Genomic DNA, 14,777 nt, shown 5'->3' with positions numbered 1-14,777 from the left:
ACCGATAAAACCAAATATGAAAACAAGGCATCTATTAACCCTGGCAGGCTTGATACTTCTCAGCTTTCCGCTACCCCTGCTTGCACAAAGCCCCAAATGGCATAATTTATTTAACGGAAAGAATCTTCAGGGTTGGAAACAACTCAATGGACAAGCGAAATATGAGGCTGTTGACGGAGAGATCGTAGGTACAACCGTTTCGAATACACCAACTCTTTCCTGGCTACAGAAAAAAACTACACCAATTTCATCCTCGAATTAGAATTGAAAGTAGATAATTCTATGAACTCTGGCGTACAAATCCGCAGTGAAAGCAATGAAGCTTATCAAAATGGCAGGGTACATGGTTATCAGGTAGAGGTTGATCCCTCAGATCGCAAATTCTCCGGCGGCATTTATGATGAGGCAAGAAGAGGCTGGTTATACCCACTGGATATTAACCCTCAGGGACAACAGGCATTTATAAATGAACAGTGGAATAAATACCGCATAGAATGCATTGGAAATTCTATCAGAACCTGGATCAACGGTGTGCCCACCGCTAATGTTATCGATTCAATGACTCCTACTGGTTTTATCGCCTTACAAGTACATGCGATTGGCAAAGACGATCAGGCTGGCAAACAGATACACTGGCGTAATATCCGCATACAAACGGAAAATCTTAAACCTTCAAAAATTGATCACATTTATGTTGTTAACCTGGTTCCGAACGATTTGTCTTCACAGGAAAAGGCTGATGGTTATAGTCTGTTATGGGATGGAAAAACCAACAAAGGTTGGAAAGGAGCTTATAAAATAGGATTTCCTGCAAGTGGATGGCTGATTAAAGATGGAGAATTAAGTGTTCAAAAATCCAATGGCTCTGAATCTACTAATGGTGGCGATATCGTAACCGAAAAACAATACAGTGCTTTTGAACTGAAGTTCGATTTCAAGTTAACACAGGGTGCAAACAGCGGCGTCAAGTATTTTGTAACACTTACTGAGGGAAATAAAGGATCGGCTATTGGCCCAGAGTATCAGATCCTGGATGACAAAAGGCATCCTGATGCGAAATTAGGAAAGAATGGCAACCGGACGCTTGGCTCTTTATATGATTTGATCACCAGCAAAAAGATTCCTAATTCGCAAAAAAAAATTGGCGAGTGGAACAGTGGTCTGATCAGGGTTTATCCCGATAACAAGATCGAATATTGGTTAAATGGCTAAAAAATTTTGGAATATGTCAGAGGATCGGCAGAATTCCTGGCCCTGGTAGCAGATAGTAAATATAAAGACTGGAAAAACTTTGGAATGGCTCCAAAAGGTCATATCCTTCTGCAGGATCATGGTGACCAGGTATTTTTTAGAAGCATCAAATTGAAAAATCTTTAATCCCTCCGGCTATGTTATCATCAAGAAGAAAATTCATCAAACAATCTGCCATCGCGGCTGCCGGAACTTATCTGGGGACTATGGGTTTAACAGCTAAAAGTTATGGAAATATAATTGGAGCAAATGATCGGGTAAGAGTTGGTGTAATAGGCTTTTCTGACCGTTTTGCAAACTCCCTTTTACCGGGTTTCCTGAACCATCATAAAGAACTGAATTTTGATATTGTTGCAGTATCAGATCTGTGGAGTTATCGCAGAGGTTTGGGAGAGAATTTATTAAAAACCAAATTAGGACATGATATTACAGCTTGTCGTAATAATGAGGAATTATATGGATTAAAAGATATTGATGCTGTAATTGTAAGTACGGCCGATTTTCAGCATGCCATACATGCCATAGAAGCGATTAATGCCAAATGCGATGTTTATTGTGAAAAACCTTTTGCTGAGACCATGTCAGATGCACGTGCGGCATTAAGAACCGTTAAAGCATCTAAACAAATTGTGCAAATAGGTTCTCAAAGAAGAAGTGGCGACAATTATAAAGCAGCAGAGAAGTTCATCAAGTCTGGCAAATTTGGGGATATTACAATGGTAGATTTGAGCTGGAATGTAAATCAGCCTGGAAGGTGGCGCCGACCAGATCTTGTAGCAAAGTTAAAACAGGAGGATACAGATTGGAAACGCTTTTTAATTAACCGTCCTTTTGAAGAGTGGGATCCGCGTATCTATCTTGAATATCGTTTGTTCTGGCCATATTCTTCAGGGATGCCCGGACAATGGATGTCACATCAGATTGACACGGTACACTGGTTCACAGGATTAAAAAATCCCCCGCAGCGTAGTTGCCAATGGTGGAATTTACCAATGGAAAGATGGGCGCAGAAATTGGGACACGACCACAGCAGTATTTGACTATGGCCAGCAAAATGATCCGGAAAATGGTTTTCAGGTAGTTTTCACTTCCAGAATGTATAATGGTGATGAAAATCCTGCGGAAATTTATTACTCGAATGGTGGTGAACTAAATCTGAATACGAATACAGTTTCTTCCAAAGGCGGGCTCAAAGCTGATGCTGCGAATGCCATGCATATGAAACCAAATCTATTGCCTGATGTGAAATTGACTGATATGGTAGAAAAAGTTGTGGCTTCTGCTAATACCGGGGGTGATCAATTGACTTCTGCCCATATGCGAAATTGGATGGAGTGTATAAGAAGCCGTCAGGAAACTCATGCTCCTGTAGAAGCTGGTTATTATCATTCTATTGCTAATATCATGACGAATGCGGCAGTTAGAACAGGAAAAAAGGCTATTTTTGATGAATTAACACAGGAAGTTATGGTAGATGATAAAGTATTTAAATATTAACAACATCAAAATATGCACATAAAAAACTGCCTTTCACAGGTAAAACCAGTAAAAGGCAGTTTTCATTCTAAAAAGTCCTAAATCCTAAGAACTACATTACGGACAAGGTACATTCGTCTTCCAATCCGTCCCACTCATATTTACTAAACCAGCATTATGCCCGTGCCCGGTCGCATCGGCTGTCGTAGTCCCGCTCCCTTCGTTAAGCTTCCAATAAGCCTCCAGGTTAGCACTAGTCGGACTCACACTACAAGTATTCGCTTGTATCTGTGTTTGTGAAAGTGCAGTCTTCCAAACTCTTAATTCATCAAACTGACCAGCAAAACCACGGCTTGAATCCCAGCTTCTTGAAATTTGTAAAGTTCCATTTGCAACGATTGCTCCTGTTGCACTTAAACTCGCATCTAACACCCCATTAATATAGATTTTCATCGCTGTCCCATCATAAGTAGCTGCTGCTACATGATACCATGTATTCGCAATTAGTGCAGTAACTGAGTTTAATTTTTTAGGTGTAGCCCCACCAGTATTTAAAACAAATTGCAACTTATTGTTAGCCAGACTTGCATCTCCTAGTCTTAACAGAGCCACATTCGCATCACTCACTTCAATTCCCATCACTGTAGAAATATTAGGGAATGCACTCTTAAATGCAGTTGGTTTTATCCATCCTTCAAAAGATAAACTTGTCCCCGAAAGGTTAAACATATTCGTATTTAAATACTTAGAACCTCCATCAAAATTTAAGGACTGATTGGGCGCTGTCGAACCTCCCCCATCTATGCAATTTGCCTTAACATCTGTCGGGGAAGTATATAACACAGTTGAGATCGAAGAAAGCTTTACCTGAGAATTATTAGCAACATTATAAACCATCGCACTAGCCAGACCATTATTTTTCACATAAGTGGCTACTGCTGCCTGATCATTGTTACTTAAATCTGTACCTAATCCTAATTTACTTTTGGTACACCAGCGTCAATATATGGTTGTAACCTACTGGCATAATTTGTAGAAAAATAAGTTTGTTCAAAAACATAATCTAAAATGTCACCCAATTTCTGCCCGCCATAAGTAGACGAAAAATAATTGGACTGACCAAATGCAGCCATTGTAATTAATTTTGAAGCCCCAAGCCTTGCTCTTAAAGCTGCTGCTGCCAATACTAAAGAACCATCATTTGCTGTACAAGCCGAATATTCATCATCAATATCTATCCCATCTAAACCATACTGCTGTACTGCATTGGCACATTGAATTGCAAAAGCATCAGCATCGGCATAACTGGTAAAACAACCCCAACCCGCATTCTGATGATTACCTAATACATCTAAGACTACCTTTATCCCTAAAGATTGCAGGTAAGCAACTTTCCCGGATGACAAAACTTCCTGAACTTGAGGATTAAAGGATAAAGTAGGTACACCGTTTGTTGAGTTAATATTTGCAGCAAAAATAACGGAAACCCCAAATAGCTGCTTCGCTGGTGAGCCATAAGTATAACATCCGGGGTTTGAAAAGTTATTGCTGTTAACTTCTACATAAGCAGTAGTAAATGGGGTCGCAAGCAAGCTTGCAGTACTGGCAACCTTCGTTGATGAGGAAGCATTGTTTAGTTCGCCGTTCTTCTGCTCTTTTTTACAGGCATAAAGAAATAAGGAAAAGGTCAGGATAACCATTCCAAAAATGGATAGTCTTTTCATAGATTACGTTGTTTAGGTCTAATATTTGGTTAATGTAATCCGCAAAACGGAAGGTCTCCAATGATGCGTTACGAAGGTAGAGACCTTTACAATGAACCAATTGCCTACACGAAAATCATTTTTATGATAAATTATTTTAGCAAGCCTATTAAACTGGTATTTGCCGCTTTATTCCTATCGGCAAATTGACAGATCAAATGATAGCTTCCTATTCCAAATACAGTTCCGATCAATGCTCCGGCCATTACATCCTCTAAAAAAAATGCTGCGCCAGATATATTCTGGAATAACCTGCCAGGACAGCCAATAACAAAAACAATAAACTCATCCATTTTTGTTTAAAATAGAGCGCAAGCACAATCGTCATAGCAAAAGCAGAAGTAGTATGACCAGAAGGAAATGACCCTGAATGCATCTTATCTATCCCATTGACGAAGTATGAATACTTGAAATTTATCTGATCAAAATAAAGACTGGGTCTGGGATTATTAATGATCCTTTTTATGATTTGAACGAAAATACCCGAGCTCAGATAAGCAACCAGCAAAATTAATGCAAGTCTCTTTTTTCTGACAAGAAACAAGACAATAATGCCTAGAATACACATCAGGCCATCGCCCATTACTGTATAATAAGAGAAGAAATGATCCAGCCATACTGAATGGTAAAAATTCAGGAATGTAAAACTCATCAGCTTAGAAGCTAAGAAGCATGAGCTGCCCCCAACTATCAGCAATATAGCTAGTACAGCAAAAAAAAAAAAGGGCATTGTTTTACCGGTTTCCACATATTCAGGGTAAACGATAAACTATTCCCATACCCCTATGCACTATCATATATATTTGCCGATTCTTGCAACAATTCTGCTTTTAGTGAGTCTATTTATAAACCTAACTTGTATGAATACCTTAAAAAAATCTGCACTAACAGTGTTAACTTTTGGTAACCTGCTATTCTTTTCTCAGGCAGCCAGTGCACAAATGAGTAAATCTTCAGAAATTGATTCTCTTGTGCATAAAGCAAATCACCTTGGTTTGTTTAACGGTAATATATTGATTGCAGAGAATAATAAGGTGATTTGCAAGGATGCTATTGGTTTCACAGACGCATCCGGCAAAACCACGTTAACAGATCAGTATCGTTTTCACATTGGTTCCATAGCTAAAGAATTTAATGCAGTGGGCATTATGATATTGAAAGAACAGGGAAAACTAAATCTGGAAGATCCGATTTCAAAATACCTTCCTGAATTTCCATTTTGGGCGTCAAAGATTCGGATCATCAATCTATTGCAATACACCAGCGGCCTGCCAGATGTAAAATGGAAGAGCGTTAAAAATAATGCTGAGAATATAGAAGACTTAAAAAACACAGAGAAACTGGATTTTGAGCCCGGAAGCCAATACGCTTATAACAACAACAATGTATTTCTGCAAAGAAGGATAATAGAAAGGATTACGGGCTTATCATTTAAAGTATTTACAGAGCAAAATTTATTAAAACCTTGCGGGATGAAAATGTCGATCGTAGATCCATCAAGTAACGATATATTAATTGCCAGAGCTTATAACAATGATAAAAAAGAGGATGATCTCACCTACCCGATTGATGGCTGGGTGGCTGTTACATTAGATGATTTTTATAAATGGGCCAAAGCAATCACAGACTTTAAACTAATCAGCCCTGCATCTACAAAACAAATTCTGATAGCTTTCGGCCCGAATCAACAAGGAGGCTTAGGTGGTGGTACTATGGAAGGCGATCTGATGATTTCACATAAACATGATGGTACTGCGAGAAATTATCAAGCCTTGCTGGTAAGTACAGTATCAAAAGGCAGAACGGTAATCCTGATGACAAATAATCAGCAGAATAATCTGTATACTTTTAATGTCTCCATACAGGCAATTCTGGATGGAAAACCTTATAACCAAATTAAAAAATCAGTAGTAAGTGGCTTTAGTAAGCAACTGGAACAAATGAATGGACAAGAGGTGATTGCGTTCTTTGAAAAAATGAAAAAAGAACACAATGATGAATATGATTTTGATGGAGAAGTAACACTGAACGAAATTGGATATAATCTCTTGCGCAAGAACAAATTCACTGATGCAATTCTTATTTTCCAGCATAACACAAGGCTATTCCCTAAATCAGGCAATGTATTTGACAGTTTAGGGGAAGCATATTATAAACAAGGAAATAAAGACCTGGCTTTACTGAATTATAAACGGTCATTGGAGCTAAATCCGGAAAATGATGAAAGCAAGAAAAATTATAGTGGCCTTAGAAAAGTCAAATTAATAACAGAACAGTCTTTCCCGGCAAAATCCATTTATATTAAGATTTTTGTAAAAAGATGTAACTATTCGCCTATTTTCATATCTAACTTACAAAAACAACCAGGATGAAACTATTATTACCAACAACTTTCCTTTTTTTACTTTATCTATTCCCAATTAACCTATACGCTCAGCAAACTTCCAAAATAAATGGGACTGTTAAAGATGGTAAACAAACCTTACCAGCTGCAACTATCCTGCTATATACTGCCCTGGATTCGTCCCTGGTTACCACTGCAATGACTGATCAGGATGGGAAATTCAGCTTCATAGCTGTCCCAGACAAATACTATATTATATCTTCATCAATTGGTTATAATAAGGTTAAAACTCCTCCCTTTCAATTAAATAGCACTTCAGATTTTCAAGTTCCATTCATCACTTTAAAGGAGAATTCAAAAAGTCTCAATGAAGTTAGCATCACACCGCTAAACCGGTTTTAGAACGCAGAGCCGATAAATTAATCTTTAATGTCGATGCTACCCCATCGGCCGCAGGCTTAACTGCTCTTGAATTACTAAAAAAAGCTCCTGGTATTAATGTGGATCACAATGAAAACATTTCTCTTTCTGGAAAAAGCAATGTACTGGTTACCATTGATGGTAAACAGACTTACCTAAGCTCTCAAGAAGTAGTCAATCTGCTGAAATCTATGCAAAGTAATGAAATAGAAAGCATAGAAATCATCAATAATCCGGGCTCCAGGTATGATGCAAATAGTACAGGAGGTATTATCAATATCAAAACCAAGAAAAGTAAGACTGAAGGGTTTAATGGAAATTTAGCTTTAGGCGGAGGATACAACAAACACCTCATAGCTAACAATTCCATTAACTTAAATTACCGTAAAAAGGATTTTAATGTATTCGGTTCTTATGGCTATTACAGATCAGAGAGCAACCAGCAACTTAAGATAAATCGCATAACGCCAGGTACAAATCCATAATATACTTTGGACAGCGCAATAACGATACTACAATCAATAAATCACAGAACTTTAAAATTGGATCTGACTTCTTTTTATCAAAAAATCATACACTAGGATTTTTGGTCAAGGGAAATATCAGTGATAATACAGGAGGGACGATTAGCAATGTAAACATTGGAAATTCATTCGAGGTAATTGATTCTGTATTAAAAACGCCAAGTTTTAGTGCGTCAAATCGCAAAAACTTCTCTTATAATATCAATTATAAAGGAGTATTGGATACCACAGGGCAGGAAATAAGTGTTGATGCAGATTATTCTACATTTGATGGGGTTAATAATACAAATTACACTAACCGTTTTTTTCTCCCAACTGGAGAATTCTTTAAGGATGGTCAGATTTACAGAAACTCTTCACCGTCAAATATTGATATCAAGGCAATCAAAGCAGATTATACATTACCTATCAATAAGCAATTCAAACTGGATGCCGGTGTTAAAATAGCCAGTGTAAAAAGTGATAACAACTATATTTATGAAAACAATGTTAAAGGAAGCTGGGTATTTGATGATACTAAAAGTAACCGGTTCTTATATGATGAAAAGGTTAGTGCGGCCTACGCAACGTTAAATATTACGCTAGGAAAGACCTCTTTACAAGGTGGATTAAGGGCAGAACATACAAATTCGACTGGTAACTCTATTACAACAAATCAATTGACTGAAAGAAAATATACAGACCTGTTCCCTTCCCTGTCATTAAGCCAGAATTTTGATGATGATAATAACTTAAATTTCTCTTATTCGAGAAAAATCCACAGACCAAATTACCAAAACTTAAATCCCTTTGTTTTTTTTCTGGATCAGTACACCTACAATCAGGGTAATCCCAATTTGAAACCCGAGTACTCAACTAATCTGGAGGTCAACTATTTGTTCAAAAAAAAATATAGTGCCGCTTTAGCTTACAGCCATACTGCTGATGTGATCACACAAGTATTATTGCAAAATGAAGTTAGAAAATCAATGTATCAGACTATTTTAAATCTTGCATCTGAAGATGTGTTGTCTCTGACGCTTAATTTCCCGGTTACAATTACCAAATGGTGGAATATGAATAATAATGTACTGGGATATTTTAAACAAATAAAAGCACCAGATTTAAACGGAGCAGATTTGAACTCTAAGCAATTCAGCGGAAACTTTTATTCACAGAATAATTTCACATTGAGCAAACTATTTAGCGCTGATGCGGCATTATCATTCAGTACTCCACAAATTGAAGGGGCCTTTAAAGTAAAAAGTATGTATGGTGCAGATGCCGGGCTACGCTATAACTTCCCTGATAAAACGGGTAACCTGAAATTAGGTGTAACTGATATCTTCCATTCACAAAAAGCCAGAATATATAGTACTTTACCAGGCAATATCTACAATCTTGAACAATTTGGGAACACAACTAGTATCAGGCTAACTTTCACTTACCGTTTTGGCAAAAAAAACCGTTAAATCTTCTAGAAACAGAGCTACCGGACTTGATGATGAACAAAAAAGACTAGGTGGAAAATAAAAACGATTCTTATTACGCGTAAAAATTGAACAAAGAGGGTCTGCCAATTAACCGGTAGGCCCTCTTTGCTGAATTTTACACGTAAAATATACTTTCGTAATTTTCAGTTGCAGTGGGAAAATGGCTAATTATCATTTATAATATTAAATTTGTTATAGCGTCATTGTTTTTCAGTTAAGTATAAAACATTATCGCAAACAGAACCTTAGCTACACCTTTAAATTAACCATGAAGTTATTTTTACCTGTAATTTTCTTTTTTTTACTCTACTTATTTCCCATCAGTTCAAATGCTCAGCAATCAGTTAAAATAAATGGAACAATTATACAGGATAATAAACAAACGCTGCCAGCGGCGACTGTCCTGTTATATACCGCCTCAGACTCTGCTCTTGTTAGTACTGCAATGACTGATCAGGATGGGAAATTCAGTTTCACCGCAGCACCTAACAAATATTACATTGTGTCTTCATCAATGGGCTATAACAAAGCTAAAACAGCCCACTTCCAATTGAATGCCAATGCTGATTTTCAGGCCCCTGCTATCATCCTGAAAGAGAACTCTAAGAACCTCAATGAAATCAGCATAAGGGCGTCGAAACCACTTTTAGAACGTAAAGCTGATAAACTCATTTTCAATGTAGATGCAGCACCATCAGCCGCAGGCCTGACTGCTCTTGAATTATTGACTAAAGCACCAGGAGTCACTATAGATCATAATGAAACCATTTCACTTGCAGGAAAGTCGAATGTGCTGGTAACAATTGACGGTAAACAAACTTATTTAAGCTCACAAGAATTAATCGGCCTGCTTAAATCAATGCAGAGTAATGAAATAGAAAGTTTAGAAATCATTAATAACCCAGGTTCTAAGTATGATGCAAATAGTGCAGGAGGAATTATCAATATCAAAACAAAAAAAGGTTTAGATGAAGGATTTAACGGAAATCTGGCACTGGGCGCTGGATTTAACAAATACTTAATGACCAATAATGTCATTAACCTAAATTACCGTAAAAAGGTTTTTAATGTATTTGGATCTTATGGTTATAACAGATTACAACCGGATAAAACATTACAAATAAATCGTATAAGTCCAGGTACAAACCCTTTATATTTTAGCCAGCATAATGAAGACAAACCAGTTGCGAATGCACATAATTTTAAGTTAGGAACTGACTTTTTCCTGTCTAAAAATCACACATTAGGATTTTTGGTTAAAGGGAATATTAGTAAAGTTAATCAAAAGAGCTTCAGCAGTGTAAATATTGGCAAATCATTTGAAGTAACTGACTCTATATTAGTGACTCCGAATACCGCTGTAAATAAACGGGAAAATTTCTCTTATAATATCAACTATAAAGGAGTATTGGATACTGCAGGTCAGGAAATAAGTATGGATGCTGATTATTCTACATTTGATGGGTCCCGTTACAGCTAATTATATAAATACATTCTATACGGCAGATGGAAACTTTCTTAAGGATGGCCTGGCTTACAGAAATAATGGACCAACCAGCATCAACATAAAAGCGATTAAAATTGATTACACACTACCTGTTAACCAGAGATTTAAACTTGATGCCGGTATTAAAATTGCCAGTGTGAAAAGCGATAACGATTATGTTTATGAGAATAACGTCAAAGGAGACTGGATATTTGATGCAACAAAAAGTAATAGGTTCTTATATGATGAAAAAGTTAGCGCTGCTTATACAACACTAAATATTACGCTTGGAAAAACTTCTATACAGGGGGGATTACGTGCTGAGCATACCAACTCGACAGGTAATTCCATAACTACAAATCAATTGACTGAAAAAAAATACACTGATTTGTTCCCTTCTCTTTTGTTCACCCGGAATTTCAATGCTGATCATGTTTTAAATTTATCCTATTCCAGAAAAATAAACAGACCAAATTACCAGAAATTAAATCCTTTTATATTTTATCAGGATCAGTACACTTATAACCAGGGAAATCCAAATCTGAAACCAGAATATTCAAATAACCTGGAGGCTAATTATCTTTTTAAACAAAAATATAGTGTCGCTTTATCTTACAGCCATACTAAGGATGTAATCAACGAGATATTAATGCAAAATGAGGAAACAAAGTCTTTATATCAAACCATTTTAAATTTTACTTCCAGTGACTTGTTTACCCTGGTTTTCGGCTTTCCAGTAACCATTACTAATTGGTGGAATGTGCATAATAATGTTACGATGTTTTATTATAGAACTAATGCACCTGAATTAAAAGGAGCAAATCTGAATACAGAGCAATTCAGTGCTAACTTATATGCACAGAATAATTTCACACTGAGCAAGCTTTTCAGTGCTGACGCAGCATTAATTTTTAGCACGCCAGAATCTGAGGCGGCATATAAAGTCAGGACCAAATTCAGAGCAGATGCTGGTCTGCGTTACGTTACAATTTCCCCAATAAAACAGGGAACCTGAAATTAGGTATAAATGATATCTTTCACACACAAAACACCAGGATATATAATACTTTGCCTGGTAACAACTATAATCTTACTCAATCCGGGAACACTACTAGTGTGCGGATAACATTTACTTATCGCTTTGGAAAGGCAACTGTAAAAGCTGAAAGAAACAGGCCGACGGGATTTGATGAGGAGCAAAAAAGACTCTAAAAAATGAGTATCAAAAAACAATAATCCAGCTATATTGTAATTTTATATTTTATCATTTTTCGCTTACTAAGAACATTGCCGGGGACTAATTCATAAACGATTTTATGATCTACAAGGATTTCCATTTTTACTGATCCTGCGTATTCGGCTATAATCCCAAGCGATATAATCGCATACTTATTAATGGTTCTTTTAAATTTCTTTGAAAAAGGAAGCGTTTTATCATCCGAAACGGTCACAACTCCAGCTTCGTCAGTATAAACAATAACCCCATTTTGCTACTACTTTTTTATCTGGAGTTATCCTGTATTCGATGGTTACTTCTTTCTGATTAAGACCTGATTGTTTTATTGCTTCCTTCTTACAGGATATGCTAAAAAAGATGATGGCGGCTGATACAATGATTTTGATAATGTTTTTTATGGTTGACAAAAAGTTCATCGATACGGTTTAAGATGATAAAACCTTTAAACGCCGTAATAAACAAATACCCCCATTAAGGATTTAAATATTTCGATTTTCTATCTTCAATATTATTATTTAAAATCACAATCGAGGCTAACTCGCCATTTGGCCTACTCTGCTGACAGTATTGTAGGTTTCAATATAAGCAGTGGGCGATTGTCCGGTAACACTTTTAAAAACGCGGTTAAAATTGGTAATACTATTAAAGCCAGCTTTATAGGCCACTCTGGAGATACAATCTGCTTCTTTACCAGAAATCAGACTATTACAAGCATCATTTATTCTGACCCCGTTTAAAAAAGACACAAAAGTATGACCTGTATGTTTCTTAAAATAACGGCAAAAAGCCTGCGGAGTCATATAAGCAGCATTTGAGATGTCCTCCAGAGCAATCTGGGTACTGTAATTACGCATGATAAAGTTGATGATATTACTTAATCTGATGCCCTCATTCTCAGAAATATTAGAAGAATAGACTTCAGAACAAAGCGGCTCCAGATCTTCACCAATACTTTGAATACTATTCAGCAATCTGATTAAACTAAGCAGTACTTCTGTACCCGAAGCCTTGTGTATTTCTAATATTTTAGGATAAACATCCTGTGTATGTTGATTAGCTATTTTAAATCCATGTTTGTTATTCTTTAAAAACGAGCCTAAAGCTTTCATCTCTGGAAGGTGAAATAACGCTTCCAGAATACCATTCGGATTAAAATAGAGCGAACAGGCTTTTATACTTTTGCTTTCATCCCCAACAAAATATTCAGGATTACTTTTAAATAAATGAGGCAAATTACCCCCTATTAAAAAGACATCTCCAGACCTAAAAGAAAGCATATTATTTCCGGCGATTAGTGTTCCCTCCCCCTGCTCTACCCAGGTAATCTGCCATTCATCGTGGCGATGCAGATACTGATAAAAATGTGGTAATTCAATCTGCTCGGAAATAACGCTTTTATCATCCGGAACGAGCAATGTAAATGGAAGTACTTTCATGTTTTGGTTAGACTTGATTTAGCAAATTACCATAGTCAATATACCAATCTTAACACACAAAATCCAAAACAAAAGTTAAACAGGTTAAAATACGGTCAAATCCTGTTAATTTACATTTATCTTGATGGAGAAAATGCTTCAATACTTATAGCTGTTTGCTGTTCGGAAATCAACTGACTTACGATTACGCCTGTTGCAGGCCCAAGACTTAAACCCATCATACCATGTCCCGTAGCAATTACCAGATTATCTCTTTTTTTGCTGCGCCCAATATAAGGCAGACCATCCGGAGATGATGGACGAAACCCAAACCAGATCTCCTTCTCTGATGGAAACACAGGTTTAAGATCCGGAAAATAGTTTGGAACAGCTTCCAATATTCCTTGTACTCTTTGTTTATTTACCCGATCATTTATTTTATCCAGCTCCATCGTACCACTATATCTTATATTTCCATTCATTGGTGTAATCGCTACCCTGGCCTCACAAAGCAAGGCAGGAATAGTCATACGCTCTGCTGGCTCTGTTTCCATGAATGAATAGCCTTTACCAGGCATAATCGAAACATTTACGTCCATCATTTTAGCAATAGCAGGAGACCATGAACCTGCTGCCAATACGTATTGATCAGCTTTCCATTCTTTATTGTCAGCAAATACACTGTTTATTTTCCTACCGACTGAATCAATCCGGGTAACTTCATGATTACGCATAATACTTACACCATGTTTTTCCAGATAGCTGGTTAAGGCATTCATTAGTTTAGAAGGATACAAATGTCCGTCACAGCAATAATGTACAGCCCCCATTACATCCAGTTTAAGACCCGGCTGAAGTTTTAAGCATTCCGCTGAATTGAGAACTTTCATATCCAAACCTAGTTCCACACCTCTTTTAGCGACGTGAGCCTCCTCTTCTGCAGCCTTTTCCGTTTTATAAAAAGCGAGTATACCGTTGTTTTTTAGTTCAAATTCAAAATCAGGTTCCTGGGATAGCTGTTCATAATATTTTTTACTCAGCAGGGATAAATCTCTTAATGGTACAGCAGAGCGGGACACATGATTGCTATTGGCATGTTTCAGAAATTTCAGCCCCCAACCAATAAGACTCATATCCATTGATGGCTTGACATAAAAAGGGCTTTTACTGTTAAACATCCAGCGAATTCCCTGTTGAACCATCCCAGGAGATGCCATTGGTATAAAATGACTTGGTACAACCATACCCGCATTCCCAAAAGAACAGTTGCTGGTGATATCACCCTTATCTAAAATGGTTACCTGATGACCTTGTTTGCTAAGATAGTACGCGCGAGCTGCTGAGTCCTATAATACCACCTCCGATAATTAAAATGTCAGACATTTATTT

12 protein-coding genes and 2 pseudogenes are annotated in these 14,777 nt (G+C 37.0%); 9 read left to right on the top strand and 5 right to left on the bottom strand.

Annotated features, from left to right (window positions below):
- Positions 1–16: 16 nt before the first annotated feature.
- Together ACWYN3_RS06830 and ACWYN3_RS06825 are read left to right on the top strand one after the other, a co-directional pair.
- A pseudogene (locus ACWYN3_RS06830) lies at positions 17–1,377 on the top strand (3-keto-disaccharide hydrolase).
- Between the two features lie 11 nt (positions 1,378–1,388).
- Positions 1,389–2,748, top strand: a pseudogene (locus ACWYN3_RS06825) (Gfo/Idh/MocA family protein).
- A 96-nt stretch (positions 2,749–2,844) separates the two neighbouring features.
- Here ACWYN3_RS06825 and ACWYN3_RS06820 read toward each other — a convergent pair.
- From ACWYN3_RS06820 to ACWYN3_RS06810, 3 genes are all read right to left on the bottom strand, one after another.
- On the bottom strand, positions 2,845–3,651 hold the full coding sequence (locus ACWYN3_RS06820) for a LamG domain-containing protein (RefSeq protein WP_456220452.1): 807 nt from the start codon (positions 3,649–3,651) through the stop codon (positions 2,845–2,847).
- Between the two features lie 50 nt (positions 3,652–3,701).
- Complete coding sequence (locus ACWYN3_RS06815) at positions 3,702–4,451, bottom strand: glycosyl hydrolase family 18 protein (protein ID WP_456220451.1); 750 nt, start codon at positions 4,449–4,451, stop codon at positions 3,702–3,704.
- A 253-nt stretch (positions 4,452–4,704) separates the two neighbouring features.
- A complete protein-coding gene (locus ACWYN3_RS06810) occupies positions 4,705–5,142 on the bottom strand; it encodes a phosphatase PAP2 family protein (protein ID WP_456220450.1) in 438 nt (145 codons plus the stop codon).
- A gap of 208 nt (positions 5,143–5,350) precedes the next feature.
- Here ACWYN3_RS06810 and ACWYN3_RS06805 point away from each other — a divergent pair, with 208 nt between their 5' ends.
- From ACWYN3_RS06805 to ACWYN3_RS06775, 7 genes are all read left to right on the top strand, one after another.
- Positions 5,351–6,862: a serine hydrolase gene (locus ACWYN3_RS06805; RefSeq protein ID WP_456220449.1), complete on the top strand. Its 1,512-nt coding sequence runs from the start codon at positions 5,351–5,353 to the stop codon at positions 6,860–6,862.
- On the top strand, positions 6,859–7,236 hold the full coding sequence (locus tag ACWYN3_RS06800; protein ID WP_456220448.1) for a carboxypeptidase regulatory-like domain-containing protein: 378 nt from the start codon (positions 6,859–6,861) through the stop codon (positions 7,234–7,236). Before ACWYN3_RS06805 ends, ACWYN3_RS06800 begins: the two co-directional genes overlap by 4 nt.
- A gap of 20 nt (positions 7,237–7,256) precedes the next feature.
- Complete coding sequence (locus ACWYN3_RS06795; RefSeq protein ID WP_456222916.1) at positions 7,257–7,739, top strand: TonB-dependent receptor plug domain-containing protein; 483 nt, start codon at positions 7,257–7,259, stop codon at positions 7,737–7,739.
- 101 nt (positions 7,740–7,840) lie between these two features.
- A complete protein-coding gene (locus ACWYN3_RS06790; protein WP_456220447.1) occupies positions 7,841–9,229 on the top strand; it encodes an outer membrane beta-barrel family protein in 1,389 nt (462 codons plus the stop codon).
- Positions 9,230–9,518: 289 nt separating this feature from the next.
- Positions 9,519–10,730 (top strand): carboxypeptidase regulatory-like domain-containing protein, encoded by a 1,212-nt coding sequence (locus tag ACWYN3_RS06785; RefSeq protein WP_456220446.1) that lies wholly within the window; start codon positions 9,519–9,521, stop codon positions 10,728–10,730.
- The gene (locus tag ACWYN3_RS06780) at positions 10,711–11,751 is read left to right on the top strand and encodes an outer membrane beta-barrel family protein (RefSeq protein WP_456220445.1); all 1,041 of its coding nucleotides are present in this window, start codon (positions 10,711–10,713) and stop codon (positions 11,749–11,751) included. Before ACWYN3_RS06785 ends, ACWYN3_RS06780 begins: the two co-directional genes overlap by 20 nt.
- Positions 11,691–11,948, top strand: coding sequence for an outer membrane beta-barrel protein (locus ACWYN3_RS06775; RefSeq protein ID WP_456222915.1), 258 nt, complete (start codon positions 11,691–11,693; stop codon positions 11,946–11,948). Before ACWYN3_RS06780 ends, ACWYN3_RS06775 begins: the two co-directional genes overlap by 61 nt.
- 558 nt (positions 11,949–12,506) lie before the next feature.
- Here the strand turns inward: ACWYN3_RS06775 and ACWYN3_RS06770 are convergent.
- Together ACWYN3_RS06770 and ACWYN3_RS06765 are read right to left on the bottom strand one after the other, a co-directional pair.
- Positions 12,507–13,409 (bottom strand): AraC family transcriptional regulator, encoded by a 903-nt coding sequence (locus ACWYN3_RS06770; RefSeq protein WP_456220444.1) that lies wholly within the window; start codon positions 13,407–13,409, stop codon positions 12,507–12,509.
- Positions 13,410–13,525: 116 nt separating this feature from the next.
- A complete protein-coding gene (locus ACWYN3_RS06765; RefSeq protein ID WP_456222914.1) occupies positions 13,526–14,665 on the bottom strand; it encodes an NAD(P)/FAD-dependent oxidoreductase in 1,140 nt (379 codons plus the stop codon).
- Positions 14,666–14,777 lie beyond the last annotated feature (112 nt).

Source organism: Pedobacter sp. NJ-S-72, from assembly GCF_053890575.1.
This window is presented reverse-complemented; position numbering and strand designations above follow the sequence as displayed.

Bases quoted from the DNA above. Each gene is read 5' to 3' on its own strand.
- ACWYN3_RS06815 (WP_456220451.1), bottom strand. From the start codon at position 4,451: ATGAAAAGACTATCCATTTTTGGAATGGTTATCCTGACCTTTTCCTTA.
- ACWYN3_RS06810 (WP_456220450.1), bottom strand. From the start codon at position 5,142: ATGAGTTTTACATTCCTGAATTTTTACCATTCAGTATGGCTGGATCAT.
- ACWYN3_RS06805 (WP_456220449.1), top strand. From the start codon at position 5,351: ATGAATACCTTAAAAAAATCTGCACTAACAGTGTTAACTTTTGGTAAC.
- ACWYN3_RS06800 (WP_456220448.1), top strand. From the start codon at position 6,859: ATGAAACTATTATTACCAACAACTTTCCTTTTTTTACTTTATCTATTC.
- ACWYN3_RS06785 (WP_456220446.1), top strand. From the start codon at position 9,519: ATGAAGTTATTTTTACCTGTAATTTTCTTTTTTTTACTCTACTTATTT.
- ACWYN3_RS06780 (WP_456220445.1), top strand. From the start codon at position 10,711: ATGGGTCCCGTTACAGCTAATTATATAAATACATTCTATACGGCAGAT.
- ACWYN3_RS06770 (WP_456220444.1), bottom strand. From the start codon at position 13,409: ATGAAAGTACTTCCATTTACATTGCTCGTTCCGGATGATAAAAGCGTT.